The organism is Pseudomonas sp. S2_C11, from assembly GCF_054668395.1.
This window is the reverse complement of the sequence record NZ_CP162765.1, coordinates 4,695,051-4,710,411: the sequence shown is the minus strand read 5'-3', so window position 1 is coordinate 4,710,411 and position 15,361 is coordinate 4,695,051. Positions and strand designations below refer to the sequence as shown.

Annotated in this window: 11 protein-coding genes and 1 pseudogene; 7 read left to right on the top strand and 5 right to left on the bottom strand. The window is 60.3% G+C overall.

Annotated features, from left to right (window positions below; genetic code table 11):
• Positions 1–77: 77 nt before the first annotated feature.
• Complete coding sequence (locus AB4N48_RS21315) at positions 78–4,031, top strand: type III effector 1 (RefSeq protein ID WP_460094273.1); 3,954 nt, start codon at positions 78–80, stop codon at positions 4,029–4,031.
• A 65-nt stretch (positions 4,032–4,096) separates the two neighbouring features.
• Here AB4N48_RS21315 and accC read toward each other — a convergent pair whose 3' ends face one another.
• The 5 genes from accC to gcbA form a co-directional block, all read right to left on the bottom strand.
• Positions 4,097–5,452 (bottom strand): acetyl-CoA carboxylase biotin carboxylase subunit, encoded by a 1,356-nt coding sequence (accC, locus tag AB4N48_RS21310; protein ID WP_024011424.1) that lies wholly within the window; start codon positions 5,450–5,452, stop codon positions 4,097–4,099.
• Between the two features lie 17 nt (positions 5,453–5,469).
• Positions 5,470–5,928 carry an acetyl-CoA carboxylase biotin carboxyl carrier protein gene (gene accB / locus AB4N48_RS21305; RefSeq protein ID WP_016771862.1) on the bottom strand — a complete coding sequence of 153 codons (459 nt, stop codon included), beginning with the start codon at positions 5,926–5,928 and terminating at the stop codon, positions 5,470–5,472.
• Positions 5,929–5,952: 24 nt separating this feature from the next.
• Entirely contained in the window at positions 5,953–6,408 is a 456-nt protein-coding gene (gene aroQ, locus AB4N48_RS21300) for a type II 3-dehydroquinate dehydratase (RefSeq protein ID WP_016771861.1), read from the bottom strand.
• Between the two features lie 241 nt (positions 6,409–6,649).
• Entirely contained in the window at positions 6,650–7,693 is a 1,044-nt protein-coding gene (locus AB4N48_RS21295) for a methyl-accepting chemotaxis protein (protein ID WP_409037437.1), read from the bottom strand.
• Positions 7,694–8,647: 954 nt separating this feature from the next.
• Complete coding sequence (gene gcbA, locus AB4N48_RS21290; protein ID WP_016771860.1) at positions 8,648–10,318, bottom strand: diguanylate cyclase GcbA; 1,671 nt, start codon at positions 10,316–10,318, stop codon at positions 8,648–8,650.
• A 324-nt stretch (positions 10,319–10,642) separates the two neighbouring features.
• Between gcbA and AB4N48_RS21285 the strand changes: the two genes are divergently transcribed.
• The 6 genes and pseudogenes from AB4N48_RS21285 (at position 10,643) to AB4N48_RS21260 (ending at position 15,237) form a co-directional block, all read left to right on the top strand.
• Positions 10,643–11,791, top strand: coding sequence for a DUF2515 family protein (locus AB4N48_RS21285; RefSeq protein WP_150638335.1), 1,149 nt, complete (start codon positions 10,643–10,645; stop codon positions 11,789–11,791).
• Positions 11,791–12,513 (top strand): hypothetical protein, encoded by a 723-nt coding sequence (locus AB4N48_RS21280; protein WP_177434211.1) that lies wholly within the window; start codon positions 11,791–11,793, stop codon positions 12,511–12,513. The genes AB4N48_RS21285 and AB4N48_RS21280 overlap by 1 nt, the downstream gene beginning before the upstream one ends.
• Positions 12,492–12,997: pseudogene (locus AB4N48_RS21275) on the top strand (Hcp family type VI secretion system effector). The gene AB4N48_RS21280 and the pseudogene AB4N48_RS21275 overlap by 22 nt, the downstream one beginning before the upstream one ends.
• Positions 12,994–13,470: a hypothetical protein gene (locus AB4N48_RS21270; protein WP_122601518.1), complete on the top strand. Its 477-nt coding sequence runs from the start codon at positions 12,994–12,996 to the stop codon at positions 13,468–13,470. Before AB4N48_RS21275 ends, AB4N48_RS21270 begins: the two are co-directional and overlap by 4 nt.
• A gap of 138 nt (positions 13,471–13,608) precedes the next feature.
• Positions 13,609–14,676, top strand: coding sequence for a DUF2333 family protein (locus AB4N48_RS21265; protein WP_041480664.1), 1,068 nt, complete (start codon positions 13,609–13,611; stop codon positions 14,674–14,676).
• A gap of 3 nt (positions 14,677–14,679) precedes the next feature.
• Positions 14,680–15,237, top strand: a complete 558-nt coding sequence (locus AB4N48_RS21260; protein WP_041480663.1) for an NUDIX hydrolase — start codon at positions 14,680–14,682, stop codon at positions 15,235–15,237.
• Positions 15,238–15,361: the final 124 nt, after the last annotated feature.

The window sequence follows — 15,361 nt, the reverse complement described above, 5'->3', positions numbered from 1 at the left end:
TACATATGTATGGCCTGAGCACTTTTGTCGGCAAATAGAGTGAGCGCTCATCTCTACGCAACAAAAGGCTGGACGACATGGCGGATCAACAAGGGACTGTAGAAGAAAAACCACCGATAGCCGCTGCGTCTACGGGGTCGGTGCAGGAGATCCTCCTGCGCATCACGCGCTGGCAGGTGATGATCGACAAGCGCTTGAACAGCCAGATGACGTTGCTCGAGGCGCTGGAGCATTTCGCTTTGACTGAACTGCGCAGGCATTACCCGGACGGCCATTTCGCCCCGGGCTTTGTGGTTGCGCTGCTTGACGCCATTCTGCAAAAGCTTATCGACGGCCGGCCAGTCATGTTCCTGGCGCTCCAGGACGCGCCATTTCGCTGGCCTGGGGGCGCTGACCCCGGTTTACCGTCCAGCCGTCATGAGCATGTGATCCGGACGGTGGATAGCGTTTCGCTGCACTTCCTCGACCAGTACAAAAAATACCTGCGAGAACATTGGACGACAAAAGGGCAGGAAGCGCTGTTTGATCGCCTGATCAAGCGCAAGCTGCGGCGCTATATCAAGGATATCGAGTTACTGTTGCGCCGTGACCAACTGGCGGGCCTGACACTGGATCAATTGCGCAGCAAAATCGACCGGGTTCACGCCCGCAGCACGCGTCGGTACCGGTTGACTGCCCTGGCAACCGGCGCAGAGAAAAAGATTCTCGAGGCGCATTCCTTCGCGCAACTGCCGTCATGGATCAAAGCGCTGAAGGAGCCGGATCGCGCCCTGTTGCGCGATTATCAGGAGCAGACGTCACTGGCGCAGGCAGCTCTCGATGACCTGCTGCAGGGCCACGGCTCGTTGCGCGACTTTGCCCGCCAGCAGGCCATCGAATACATTCAGCTCAAGCTCGACATGGCGGTTGAACCAGACCGGATCGACGTGCGGCTCAGATGGCGCTCGGCGGTCGGTGAGCCGACCCACAATCGCAGCCTCAGTGACCTGCTGGCATGCGGGCCGATCGGTCAGGACTTCGCAGCGGTATTGGAGATCACCAGTCCTGCGCCATTGCGCAACCAGTCACTCAAGCCGGCATTCATTGCCGACATGCTGGCGGAACAGGATTATCCGGCGGACTACCTGCGCGCCCTCGCCGAGCAGTACCAGCGCACCGACGTGCAAAAGGCACTCATCGACTGGTTCACCGTACGGCTCAGGCAGAGCGCATTCGTCGCGCGCTGCGCAGCTCATCTGGCGGATTCCGACCATGAGCGTCTGGAGCAGATGTGGTCTGGGCAAGCGGCAATGAAACCGTTGCAAGTGGCCGCATTGACGCTGCCCAACGGCATGCAATGCGCCGATCTTCTGGTGTTCTACCAGGCAGAGACTGAGCAAGCGGTGAATAACCTGGTGCTGTACGCGCCCAACAAACCGGACGGTCAGGAGTGGGTCCGGTTGCCTTCGATTGCGGCGTTGACCGGCGAAGTATGGAGCTGGACGCAGAGCGAATCCGGTCGCGAGTATCTGTTGCAGCAGCTTTCGCCGACGGCACATCACCCGGCACGTGATTATCTTGTGGCTGCGGCGGCCAGTCCTGCTCTCTGGGGCATGCAGAGTGACCTTCGACGAACGCCCTTGCCGTTCGACGAATGCGTCGAAGCCGCTGCAAAAATGGCCCTGGTAAACAACCTGCAGCGGGTCGAGCAGGACAACTCGCTGCGCTGGTACACGACGCTCGCGCTCGAGGCTCGCCGGCGCATCAGCAGTCTGAATCAGGAACTGAGCGTTCATCAGCAGGTTTTCAACGAGCTGCTGGGCGGTTTCGAGGTTTTTGTCGATTTCGCCAGGCGCTCGGTTGCCGCAGTGATCACGCCCTATATGCGCAGCAAGAACGTGCTGGAACCGGTCGATCCGGCCACTGTGTTGATCGATTACAACCCTGGCGTCGCCGACCGCAGGAAGCAGCAGGTGGCCACGCTGCTCGACCTGGCCATTCACGGCTACGATGACAACTCCGGCATCGAACATCCGAAAAAAGGCGTGCGATCGTCGGTTGGCCAGGATCTGAGCCAGGTGCGCAGCGCCGATCTGGCGCTGTATCTGCGCCGGGCGTGGCTGGGTGAAAAATACGCCAGCGAGATCCGTGGCAAATATCTCGACCCGCGTGATGCTGCCTACGAACCGCGTCGCTTTGCCTACCGCAACGTGCTGCTGTCAAAGATGGACCGGGATTTACGCGTTGCCAGAAGTCAGGCGCGATTGAGCGACGCGGTGTATTCGGCTCTGGTGCGTCAGGTCTCTCTGTTGAGCGAGGTGCCAGCACCGGGTACGCATTTTCCGGGCGCCAGCATGGTTGAAAGTGACGGCGTGTTCAGGTTCACCGTGCGCCATCACGTCGTGCTCGGGGTGTATGTGCTGACCTCGTTCGACCCCGAGCCGTCCTGGTGGCTGTACACGCCTGATGCCCCCGACGGCATTGTGGTACGTGCATATCAGTCACTGTTCGGCGACATCGCCGGCGCTTTGCATGACTACTTGATGGCGCGTACGCCGGTTGCTGCGCGCAGCATCGTGTCGCGCACCCTGTATGCGATTGCGGCAAAAAAACAACGCGTCGATACGCTGCACGAAGCGCAGCGCCTGATTGACGCGCGCATCGAGTTCAATGCGTACATCGAGCGCGCGGTCACGGATGTGCAGGACATCACCACCAGCCGCGCGCAAATGATCGAACGCCAAGTGGTCAAGGGTCTGATGTTTGCAGCTGCACCGTTTTGTATGGTGTTTCCTCCGTTTGCCTTGCTGCTTGATGTCGTGTTCATTGCCGTCAGCGCTGGTCAGGCGGTCGCGGCGCATCTGGAGGGCGACATCGATGGCGCGCTCGGCCACTGGCTGGAGGCGTCGTGGGGGGCGCTGTTTGCCATGGTCGGCGCAGGCAGTGCGATCAAGTGGCTGGGCGGTGCGGCCAGAAGTCTGAAGCACACGATGAGGCCGGTCTCGTTGTTGTCAGAGCGTCTGAATACCGTGGCTCCGCTACACAGGGACGCGCTGCCGGCGATCCGGGAAGTACGCTTTCATGCCAGGCAGGCTGTCAGCAAGACGCCCGAACATTTGCAAAGGGTGAGCGAAGAAGGCGTCTTTTTCGGCACCTGGCGCAGCCCGTCCAGCGCTGCACAGCCGCAACCGGCCTATTACATTCGCAACAGAGGCAAGTACTTTCTGGTCAGGGAAAATCCGCATTTCGGTGGCCTGAGCCTGGTCGATGCCCGTCGCCCGACCGCCATCTATCAGCAACCGATTCAGCTTGCTCCGGGGGGCAAGTGGACACATGCCAGGGTCGGACTCACAGGAGGCAACGTGCGCAACCTTGGGCGCGTGAACAATTTGAATGATGCTTTTCCTGGAGGTGTCGAGCCCGTGCTGAACCGCGGCGCGCTGCAGGGCGAAGCCGTAGTGGCGGCTTTCCGTCCCGGATCGCAGGATAACTACCTGTTTTCGTTGAATGCGCAGAGTTGCGTCATCGCCTCGCTGTATAACCCGACGACGAGAGTGGGTGCGGTCATTCATTTTGATCACAATATTCGCCCGTTGATCGAGCGAAGTGTCACGCAGGTGCTGGAGCGTCTGGGGGGAACACCGCAGAACATTCGCGCCACGCTGGTGGGTGGCGACTGGCTGTCGGCGGGTGCTGACATCGGCGGTCCGGTCAGGCGAGTGTTGCGCGAACAGGGCCTGCAGCCGACCTGGGATTACTGGTCATACTCGTCCTGCCTGGGCAACAGCTATGGCGTGGTGCTGAATCTGAACAATGGAGTCTCGAGAGTGTTCAAGCATTCCGCTGGTCAGATTGGCAGGTTGTACAACCCGCTTATCGCCAGATCGAGCTATGCCACGGACGGGCTCTCGATACGTGCCCGAAACTTTACGAGGCGGTTCACCCGCAGACCGTTACATGAAAACGCAGCAGGAGCGGTGGTCGATGAGGCTGGCCTGGGGGCATCTGCCACAATGGTCGAGCAGCAGGCGTTCTCCACGGTAATGGTCTGATCTGCTTGTTGCAGGCATAAAAAAACCCGATCCGCAGGGATCGGGTTTTTCATGCCGCTTCAGCCTTACGACTGTTTGGCCAGCTTGTGCTCGAGGTAGTGAATGTTCACACCGCCTTTGCAGAAGCCTTCGTCACGAACCAGATCACGGTGCAGCGGGATGTTGGTCTTGATCCCGTCGACCACGATTTCGTCCAGGGCATTGCGCATGCGTGCCATGGCTTCGTCGCGGGTTGCGCCGTAAGTGATCAGCTTGCCGATCAGCGAGTCGTAGTTCGGTGGCACGGCATAACCGCTGTACAGGTGCGAATCGACGCGAACGCCGTTGCCGCCTGGGGCGTGGAAATGCTTGACCGTGCCCGGGCTCGGCATGAAGGTCTTCGGATCTTCAGCGTTGATCCGGCACTCCAGCGAGTGACCGCGGATGACCACGTCATCCTGAGTGAACGACAGCTTGTTGCCAGCGGCGATGCTGAGCATCTCCTTGACGATGTCGATACCGGTGACCATCTCCGAAACCGGGTGCTCCACCTGAACACGGGTGTTCATTTCGATGAAGTAGAAACGGCCGTTCTCGTAGAGGAACTCGAAAGTACCGGCGCCACGGTAGCCGATGTCGATGCATGCCTTGACGCAGCGAGCCAATACTTCCTGGCGCGCTTTCTCGTCGATGCCCGGTGCCGGCGCTTCTTCGAGAACCTTCTGGTGACGACGCTGCAGCGAGCAGTCGCGGTCGCCCAGGTGGATGGCGTGGCCCTGGCCGTCGGACAGAACCTGCACTTCGACGTGGCGCGGGTTGGTGAGGAATTTTTCCAGATAGACCATCGGGTTGCCGAACGCCGCGCCTGCTTCGGAGCGGGTCAGTTTCGCCGAGGCGATCAGGTCTTCTTCCTTGTGCACCACGCGCATGCCGCGACCACCACCGCCACCGGCGGCCTTGATGATCACCGGGTAGCCGACTTCACGACCGATGCGCAGCGCCGTTTCTTCGTCTTCCGGCAGCGGGCCGTCAGAGCCAGGAACGGTCGGTACGCCGGCTTCGATCATCGCGTGCTTGGCCGATACCTTGTCGCCCATCAGGCGGATGGTGTCGGCTTTCGGGCCGATGAAGGCGAAGCCGGAGTTCTCGACCTGCTCGGCAAAATCGGCGTTTTCCGCGAGGAAACCGTAGCCTGGGTGAATGGCGGTAGCGCCGGTCACTTCAGCGGCAGCGATGATGGCCGGAATGTGCAGGTAAGACTGAGCGGCGGACGCCGGGCCGATGCAGACGGATTCGTCTGCCAGACCCAGGTGCATCAGCTCTTTGTCGGCCTTGGAGTAAACGGCGACGGTCTTGATGCCCATCTCTTTGCAGGCACGCAGAATCCGCAGGGCGATCTCACCGCGGTTAGCGATCAGAACTTTTTCCAACTTCGCAGTCATCAAAGGCTCTCCGCGGTTCAAACGATGGTGAACAGCGGTTGGTCGTACTCAACCGGCTGGCCGTCTTCGACGAGGATGGATTCGATCACACCGCTGGTTTCAGCTTCGATGTGGTTCATCATCTTCATGGCTTCGACGATGCACAGGGTGTCGCCTTTCTTCACGGTCTGGCCGACTTCAACGAAGGCAGGCGAGGTTGGCGAAGATTTGCGGTAGAAGGTGCCGACCATCGGCGAACGGGCCACGGTGCCGTTCAGCGCGGGTGCAGCAGCGGCAGCCGGAGCAGCGGCAGCGACTGGCGCGGCAGCAGGGGCAGCGGCCGGAGCCTGCATCGGGGCTGGCGCGTAGTACTGCTGCGCCGGGGTCTTGCTGTGGCGGCTGATGCGTACGGACTCTTCGCCTTCCTTGATCTCGAGCTCGTCGATGCCGGACTCTTCCAGCAATTCGATCAGTTTCTTAACTTTACGGATATCCATGAATCATCAACTCCCAAGGGTCGGTCAGGGGCGTATAGCTTGGTGTTCAAGCTGCTCTAGTGCGGCCTCCAGGGCCAGTCGGTAACCGCTGGCGCCAAGGCCGCAGATCACTCCTACCGCTACATCGGAGAAGTAGGAGTGATGGCGGAAAGGTTCGCGCTTGTGCACGTTGGACAAATGCACTTCGATGAATGGGATGCTCACTCCCAGCAGCGCGTCACGTAATGCGACACTTGTGTGCGTAAAAGCCGCCGGATTGATCAGAATGAAGTCCACGCCTTCACCGCGTGCAGCGTGGATGCGATCGATCAATTCGTACTCGGCGTTGCTTTGCAGATGCAGCAGATGATGGCCGGCTTCACGGGCGCGCCGTTCCAGATCCTGATTGATCTGCGCCAGGGTCGTTGACCCGTAGGTCCCCGGTTCCCGGGTGCCGAGCAGGTTCAGGTTGGGGCCGTGCAGCACCAGTAGCGTCGCCATCTGCGTTGTCCTTGTTATCAATGAGCAGTCGTCAGAACCCGGCGACTATGCCGCAAAGCCTTTGTGACTGTCCAGTTCCATGCAATAGGCGGCACGATGGGCGATGTTTGCGCGAAATTTGTGACCGAGGATCAGGATCCGGTCATTTGTAGTGACTGGGCTGGCGCCTTCGCGAGCAGGCTCGCTCCCACAGGGGTATGCATTCCAATGTGGGAGCGAGCCTGCTCGCGAAGGTGGTATGTCAGACGCGGAAGGCCTGAACGGCCGTATGCAATTGGCCGCCGAGAACCAACAGGTTCTCGCCCTGTTCGCGGCCTTGGCCGATGCGCAGCAGGTTATCCCCACCCAATTGATGAATGCGCTCGCTGTGATCGCGGATCTCGCTGACCGCGCCACTTTGCTGCGCGGTGACATCGGCGATGCGCACGGCGGTGTCGGCGATGGTCTGGATCGCGCCAACGATTTTGTCCAGTGCACCGTCCGCCGCTTGCGCCTGACTGGCCGTGGCTTCGGCGTGTTCGACCTGCGCGCGCATGCCTTCGACCGATTGTCGCGCGGCGGTCTGCAGGCCGGCGATCAGTGTCTGGATTTCCGCCGTGGCCCCGGCGGTGCGTTGTGCCAGCGAGCGCACTTCCTCGGCGACCACGGCAAAACCACGGCCCATCTCTCCAGCGCGGGCCGCCTCGATCGCGGCGTTCAGGGCGAGCAGATTGGTCTGGTCAGCAATCGAACGAATCACTGTCAGCACGCCGCCGATGGTTGCTGATTCTTCTGCCAGATGTTCGATCATCTGCGCATTGCCTTGAACCTCACCGACCAGCGCATGCAGTCCGGTCAGGCTCTGGCCGATTACAGCCTGCCCATGCTCGACGGCGAGACCGGCATGACGACTGGCGTCGGCAGCCTGACGGGCATCGCCGGCCACTTGCTGAATGGTCGCCTCAAGTTCCCCCAGCGAATCGCGAATCAGCGCGGTATCGCCGGCCTGATGTTCGGCGCCGCTGTGCAGGTCATTGCTCAGTTCGGCGAGGGTGCGGCTGCTGCCCGCGACCTGCTCGGCGTTGCCGCGAATGGTGCCGACCAGATCCACCAGATAGGCGCGCAAGCGGTTGAGCGACGCTTCGATGTCATGCAATTCGCGATTGGTCTTGCCCAGTTGGATGTCGCGACTGAAATCGCCCTCGGCCCAGGTCGACAGCGCTGGGGCGAGGTTGGTCAGGGTGCGGGCCAGGCGCCGCTGCAAGGTATCGATGAGGAGGGCGATCAGCAGAATCAGGCCTATCATCACGCCTTGCATCAGCCGCACTTCGCCCTGGATCTGCCCATGTTGCGCGCGTACCACCGGTTCGAGGCCGGCGATGGCGTGTTGCACGCTGGCGATTTTTTCGTGAGTCGCGGCGCTGAGCTCGGCGCGTTTCTGGATCTGCTCGCGGGTGCGCGTCAGTTCCGCCGGATAGCGGCCGAGCAAGCTGTTCAGTTCGCGTTTGAGGCCGACACCGGCATCTTCGGCGGCGGCTTTATCAGTGGTTTCGATGCCCATCAGCGCGGCGAAATCGTCACTGCTCGATTCGTTGCTGGCGACCACACCGAGCAAGGGCAGGGCATCGATGGCCTCGGCCTGGGCGCGCATGTTGCTCACTTCACGCTCGACATCGGCGGCCAGCTCACTGCGCCCGCTGCTCACCAGTTTGTCCCGCGCCAGCGACAGTTTGCCCAGATGCTGCGATGCGGCGAGCAGCGGCGCGAGATAAGTCGCGTTGCCATTGGCGTAGGTATTGAGCTGGTCGAGGCTGGCGCTGAGTTCGCGTTCGGCCTGCAACAGCAGCGCCTGCGGATCGCCAGCCAGTTTGCCGGCGGCGAGCAGGTCGGTTTTGCTGAACTCATCAAGGCTCGACAGGCTTGGCCGTACGGTGTCGGCCAGCGTCGGGGGCAGCTCACCCAGTTGCTTGTGCACGCTGTCGATAGCCTGGGCGGCGCTGCTCAGGCGCAGCGCGTCACCGCTGGCCAGATAATCCTCGACGTTGCGCGCCACTTCATTCTGAAATTGTTGCGACAGCCCCAGGTAACGCTCCATCAACAGATAGGGGCGTTCGAGGGCTTTTTGCGACCACCACAGCGTGGCGCCAAGGGCCACGCAGACGGCGACCAGCAGCAGAGTGTTGAGATTGGTGAGCAACTTCAGGCGCATGACGGCTACCAACGGCAGGAATGGTAAGCGCCTGAATTTATTGCGGTTCTATTACAAGGTTATGACCGAATCAGTGGATTCCGATGAAAAAGTGGCACTTTGCTTTGACTGGCGCGCGGTCTGCACCCGATTGCGTCCTGCACCCTTGGCGCGATACAGCGCCTCATCGGCCTGGCTGGCCATCATCAGGCTGTCGGAGTCATCGCACATTTCTACTACGCCGGCGCTGAACGTGCACCAGAGGTCCTGCGGCTGCGCCGGGTAATGAATCTCGGCGAAGCGCTGGCGAATCTCGTCGAGGACTTTGTGCGCCGCGTCGATATCGGTGTCGGGCATGACGATGGCGAACTCTTCGCCGCCGTATCGGCCAATGAAATCGGTCTTGCGCAAACGCTGCTTGAGAAACAGCGCCAGGCTCTTGATCACCCGGTCACCCATCGGGTGGCCATGGCTGTCGTTGACCCGCTTGAAGTGATCGATGTCGAGCATGGCAAAACTCAGCGGCTTGTTCTCGCGGCGGGCGCGGAACGAGCAGTCTTCGAGCAATTGCAGAATATGCGTGTGGTTGTACAGGCCGGTGAGGCTGTCGCGGACCATCCGTGCTTTGAGGTTGCGCGCGCGGGCGGCGCGGTTGCGCACAGTGGTGATCAGGTGCCGCGGTTTGATCGGCTTGGTCAGGAAGTCATCGCCGCCCTCGCTCATGGCGTCGAGCTGCTTGTCCAGATCGTCCTCGGCCGACAGGTAAATGATCGGCACGCTGACGTAGCGGTCGTTGTGGCGGATGACCTTGGCCAGCTCGGTGCCGGTGCAGGCCGGCATGTACATGTCGAGGATGATCAGGTCCGGCTGGAAATCCGCCAGCTCGGCCATTGCCTGAATCGGTTCGATCAGGGTGCGTGTGACAATCCCGGCGCTGTTGAGCAGGCGCTCGGTGTGCAGGGCCTGGGCGCGCGAGTCGTCAATGATCAGCACTTTATAAGGCTCGTACTGGGCGACGCAGGTCAGCACTTCGATTTTTTCCAGCAGGCTCGATGCTTCAAGGGTGCCGGTGAGGAATTCCTGGCCACCGGCGCGCACGGCGGCGAGGCGGGTCGGGGTGTCGGTTTCGTGCAGGCTGAAGAACAGCAGCGGCAGCGGTTCTTCGAGACCGACCTGAGCTTCGGCGGCGAGTTTCAGGCCGATGCCGGGGCCACTGAAATCCACGTCCATGACAATCGCTGCGGGCAAGCGCTCGACCATCGACGAACGAAACGCGGCCACGCTGTCCAGTGCCTGCGCGCTCAAGCCGAAAAATTCCAGTTGCTTGGCCAGGCGTTCAGCGCGGTCGTGATCCTGCAACATCACGTAGATCGGCTTGCGCAGCGGCGGCAGGAACGTCTGGTCGAGCTGATCGCCATGGCGCAGGCCAGTGCGCGACAGGCGCTGCATCAAACGATTGAGATCGGTGATCAGGCCGCTGCTGAGGCGCCCACGGTTGGCATCCACCGCTTGCAGCGACTGGCTGATGTGATGCGCCAACTGAGTGTGTTCCGGCTGTTCAAAGCGCTCGGCAAAACGCAGCAGACGCAGATTCGCCTCGCTCAGTTCGGCAAGATCGACGGTGGACCACTCACTGCGTTGCAGGCGCTGCCATATCTCAAGAATCTGACGTGCCTGATGAATTACCCGCTGGGCAAAGTGGTGCTTGAGACGCTCACGGCTGGGGTCTTCTGGCTCGGTCATATCCTGACTACTAGTTAGGGTGCATGCTGAGATCGACTGGTGGCTCTATGCTAGCACCTCTTTTCCCTTAGACGAGTGTCGTACGTCAATAATCTGCTGAACGACACGATTCAGTTTCTGACCGGGTGGTTTTGTTTTTACCTCTGATTTCGACCAAGTGCCCGCATGCTGGGATTTTGCGAGCAATCCGGCCAGCGCTGTCGACATTTCACCGGTCTTGATAGGCGGCGTCTGACAGCGCTTTCTGATTTTTCTTCTACGCGCTTTCACCGGCCAGATTGGCTGGTACGGTTCAGGGATTCCCCTAGCTGCCGCCCTTCCATCATGAGCCAATGTTTCACCGAACTCGCCAGTGATGCCCAGCGCCTCAATCACAACATCAGGCCCATCGACGACTGCGCTTGCGACGAAGAGCTGTTGTACGGCGAGCGGGTGCAGGTGACAGAGGTGCCAGTGCTGACCTGCCAATGCCTCTGGCGGCGCTATCAGCGCGCCGCCGAGGCAATTGTCGCCCCGAACGGCGTGCTGATTGCCGATCCGGTCGCGCGCAACCGGGCGATCAACGCGGCTTATGCCCGGTTGTGGTTGCACGACTCACGTTTTCAATGGGCGGGCCTGGCGGCGTTTGCCTCCAAGCAGGTCGGCTGTGGCTTGCTGCATGCGGCACAGAGTATCGAACGCATCCGCGAGGAATACGAAGCGCGGCAGCGGCTGCGAGACAGCCGACGCGAATCCGGATTGCTCACGCCGGAAAAAATGCCGGGACAGGCCGAAGACCTGCGTGAATATCAACAGGCTCAGGCGCGTAATCCGCTGTCTGTCATGGATGCCCGGGTGCCAGGTGAAGAGCTGTCGGTGGCCGAGCAACAGTTCCGGCATGTCTACGAAATGATGGCGATGGGTAATACCACGCTGTTTCTGGATGTTTATCCGTTGCATCAGTTCTATGCGGTGCGGGGATTGGCGGAGTTGAAGAAATGTCTTCGCGACCGGGAGAAGATTCAAGGGCATGCGAAGTGGCCGGTGCTTTGGCCGGTCGGGCAAGACACCCTCAGGTTCGGGGATGCATATCCCGAGATAGAGGTGGCCTTTGAAGCAATAGAGGCTGGGAAAATCGCCGAAAGCGTGAAGCATTTGGCGTGGCACGAGCAGCAAAATATTCTCCAGCCGACCATTTACGAAAACAGCCACCTGGTTGCGCTTTTGCGCGGCAATCATTTTTCTTATGTCACCAACTTCCCTTCCGGCGTCGCTCAGGCCATCGAGCTGACGCTGACCAGCCAATGCCAGCGTGTCGATGATGGCCGGACCATTGATTTTGATAGCAGCCCGCTGGCGGATTTGTCCGATATCGACCAGCGAATGAAGTTTGTGCTGCGGGCGGCAAGTCGTTTTGATCTGTTGCTCAACGACAGCAACAAGGCGTTGTTGGCGCAGTCAATCCGCGAGATTGCGCTCAGGGAGGAGGGCTGATGAGCTTGCGCCTTCGGCAAATCAGCCGACGTCGCTGGGTGTGGATGATTGTTTGTGTGGCTGCTGCACTGGCCGCCTTGCGGCAATTGATGCAGCCGCTATGGAATGATCCAGTCATTACCTTGAGGATCGGCGAAACCTACGAGTACATGGAGGCACATTCAACCGCTCCGTTCAGTGTGTGGGATCGCGGCAGCAAGACTGTTTCCGGTGGCATTCCGAAGACGGATGCACGTCTGCGCTTCGTTGATCCGCAGTACGGGTTCGAGACGCCGCTGGCTCGGTTTTTCACCGTGACGTTCGTCAATAATCTGACCGTGAGCATCCGCATGTCTCCGCAAATCGAACCTCTGCTGATTGAGGACGCCATGAAGGTTGTTACCGATCTGCAGAGCCAATGGTGCGCAAAAGGCTGGAAACCGATGGGTACGCAGGGCGACCCGACAATTACGGACACCCCCGATTGGCGCGCATACGTCAGACAAGGAGTGCTTTCTGGGCGGTCATTTTGGCAGGCCGGCGACAAATACCAGGCAATGCTGATTCTAGGACGCTTCAGAGATTCCAGACATCTCGATCAGGAGCGCTACCTCATCACTCTCGCCGTGGCGAAACCCTGGATTCCTTTCGACGAAATCGAAGATCGCCGCCTCGAATCCCATCACTTCCTCCCACCCCTACCCGAAAAAGGAGCCATTCCATGCCCATCCCAGCCTTCATGACCATCCACGGCAGCCGCCAGGGCCTGATCACCGCCGGCGCTTTCACTGAAGCCTCGGTGGGCAATACCTACCAGAGCGGGCGCGAAGACAAGATCATGGTTCAGGCCCTCAGTCATGGCATGTACATACCCAAGGATCAGGGCGCCGGGCGGCGGATGCACAGGCCCTTGATCATCACCAAAACCCTCGACAAGGCTTCGCCTTGCTGAATATGGCGCTGTCCAGCGGCGAGTTGCTGAGCGAATGCCGCGTGGAGTTTTATCGCACGTCGGCCAGCGGCGTGCAGGAGCACTTCTACACGGTGGAGCTGGAGGATGCGTTGGTCGTCGGCAGCGAACTATTGATGCCGAACTGTCTCGACACGGCCACGTCGCATCTCACCCAGCTGGAGAAAGTCCACTTCAGCTATCGGCGCATCTACTGGCGCCACGAAATCAGCCGGACGATGGGTTCGGACGAGTGGCAAGGCGAGGGACTTCGGTGAGGCTGGTCCGTGAACTGAGCCTGACCGACCACGAGCGCCAGCATGTCTGTTGCGTGGAAGAGGCGCTGGAGCACGTCAGCAGTCTGTTGAGCATGCGCCAACCGCTCGAAGGTCTGGATCAACTGCGGGCCGGTTTGATGATCAATCTGGACAGCGAAGTCCTGGCGCAGATCAAACAGGGTGAATGGTGCCTGATCAAAGCCGAAGCCGACTATGGCTACTGGCAGGGCGCCGAAGCGGTGTTCCAACAGGCCGTGCTCGAGCTTATGAACAACCCTCCCGAGCAGCCAACCCGCACCGCGCGAATCTTTCGTCTGGTCGACAGTGTGACTGGTGAGCCTTTGCCTGCGCAGGCCTACATCGCCACGATTGATGGAATACCCAGTCAGCGCCGAACTGACGCCCAAGGCATTGCACATCTGTTTACCGACGACCAAGTGCGGCAGCTTTCGCTGCGCATCTTCAACGTCTGAAAGCTGCGTCTATCCTTTCGTTCGCGACGTCCTTCGCTTGTTTTGCGCCAGTACCGCGATAGCGGGTGCTAGGCCTTGGCACGTTGTTGTATGGTTGTGGTCGAACCGTTGAACCCAAGTGATTGAAAGGATATCGCCATGCTGGACTGGAAAAACCGCGCGGGCAGCGCGCCTGAACGTGCCGCCGAGCCCAAGTCGGCCACCCGCAGCTATGTCGGCGGGCTGCTGTTCAGCCGGGCGCTGGCCACAGTGATCGGTCTGTATTTGCTGGTCACCATCGCGCTGGGCTGGTACTGGAGCCAGGAGCCGGAACTGTTTCCGGTGGCGCAGAACGCCCAGGTCGCTGCCGAGAAAGAAGGCAAGCAAATGGTGGTCGGCTACACCACGGTCGAGACCCTGAAGACCGTTGCCGGCACCTTGCTCAACAAGCCGGGCGGTTACATTTCCAATGACCGTTTCCCGCCGGGCCTGTGGATGGACAACACGCCGAGCTGGGAATACGGCGTGCTGGTGCAGGTGCGTGACCTGACCCGCGCCCTGCGCAAGGATTTTGCCCGTTCGCAATCGCAGTCGGCCGAAGACGCCGATCTGGCCAAGGCCGAACCACGCTTCAACTTCGATAACAAGAGCTGGGTGCTGCCGTCCAGCGAGTCGGAATACCAGGAAGGCATCAACTCCCTGAGCCGTTATCAGTCGCGCTTGTCTGATCCGAATCAGAAAAACGCGCTGTTCTACGCCCGCGCCGACAACCTCAACAACTGGCTGGGCGATGTCGGTACCCGTCTCGGTTCGCTGTCGCAACGCCTGTCGGCCAGTGTCGGCCGGGTCAAGCTCAACACTGCCCTGAAGACCGAAGTTCCGGCAGTCGGCGAAGTGCCGCAGGTTGACGAAGAAGTCGTGGAAACCCCGTGGATGCAGATCGACAACGTGTTCTACGAAGCGCGCGGTCAGGCCTGGGCGCTGTCGCATCTGCTGCGCGCCATCGAAGTCGACTTCGCCGATGTGCTGGCGAAGAAGAACGCCACCGTCAGCGTGCGCCAGATCATCCGTGAGCTGGAGGCTTCGCAAGAGCCGGTCTGGAGCCCGATGATCCTCAACGGCAGCGGTTTCGGCGTGTTGGCCAACCACTCGCTGGTCATGGCCAACTACATTTCCCGGGCCAACGCTGCGGTGATCGATTTGCGTCAACTGCTCAATCAGGGCTGATACGTGAGCCAGACTACAAGAGAGGCGGCCCATCGCGCCGCCTCGGACGCTGAACAGATCGCCTGGGTCGACGAACAGGACAACCTGCTCGGCGCTCTGGTGCGCTCAGATTTGCGTGAGCGCGGGCTGATTGGCCGTGGCACTTACATCATGCTGTTCAATTCCGCCGGTGAGCTGTGCGTGCACCGCCGTACGTTGAGCAAGGCGATTTATCCTGGTTACTGGGATGTTGCCGCAGGCGGCATGGTCCAGGCCGACGAAAGTTATGCCGAGTCGGCGGCGCGCGAGCTGGAAGAAGAGTTGGGCGTCAGCGGCGTCGAACTCACCGCTCACGATCACTTCTATTTCGAAGACACCGGCAACCGTCTGTGGTGTTCGGCATTTTCCGCTGTATGGGACGGGCCGCTGAAACTGCAGCCGGAAGAAGTCCTCGAAGCGCGATTCATCCCTGTCGAACAGGTCATGCGCGAAATCAGCGAAAAGCCTTATTGCCCGGACTCTCTGGCCGCGTTAAGGCGCTATCTCAAGGCGCAGCAAAGCAACGTCGCAAAGAACACATGAATTGGCGCCGATTGGCACTTAGCAATCGCGATTTTTGCCGTTACACTGCGCGACCTTTTCAAGCTGCACCGGATAGCTTGAGGTTGGCCTGCAGATTTACCGTAGGAGCTGCCGAAGGCTGCGA

Bases quoted from the DNA above. Each gene is read 5' to 3' on its own strand.
- AB4N48_RS21315 (WP_460094273.1), top strand. From the start codon at position 78: ATGGCGGATCAACAAGGGACTGTAGAAGAAAAACCACCGATAGCCGCT.
- accC (WP_024011424.1), bottom strand. From the start codon at position 5,452: ATGACTGCGAAGTTGGAAAAAGTTCTGATCGCTAACCGCGGTGAGATC.
- accB (WP_016771862.1), bottom strand. From the start codon at position 5,928: ATGGATATCCGTAAAGTTAAGAAACTGATCGAATTGCTGGAAGAGTCC.
- aroQ (WP_016771861.1), bottom strand. From the start codon at position 6,408: ATGGCGACGCTACTGGTGCTGCACGGCCCCAACCTGAACCTGCTCGGC.
- AB4N48_RS21295 (WP_409037437.1), bottom strand. From the start codon at position 7,693: ATGATAGGCCTGATTCTGCTGATCGCCCTCCTCATCGATACCTTGCAG.
- gcbA (WP_016771860.1), bottom strand. From the start codon at position 10,318: ATGACCGAGCCAGAAGACCCCAGCCGTGAGCGTCTCAAGCACCACTTT.
- AB4N48_RS21285 (WP_150638335.1), top strand. From the start codon at position 10,643: ATGAGCCAATGTTTCACCGAACTCGCCAGTGATGCCCAGCGCCTCAAT.
- AB4N48_RS21280 (WP_177434211.1), top strand. From the start codon at position 11,791: ATGAGCTTGCGCCTTCGGCAAATCAGCCGACGTCGCTGGGTGTGGATG.
- AB4N48_RS21265 (WP_041480664.1), top strand. From the start codon at position 13,609: ATGCTGGACTGGAAAAACCGCGCGGGCAGCGCGCCTGAACGTGCCGCC.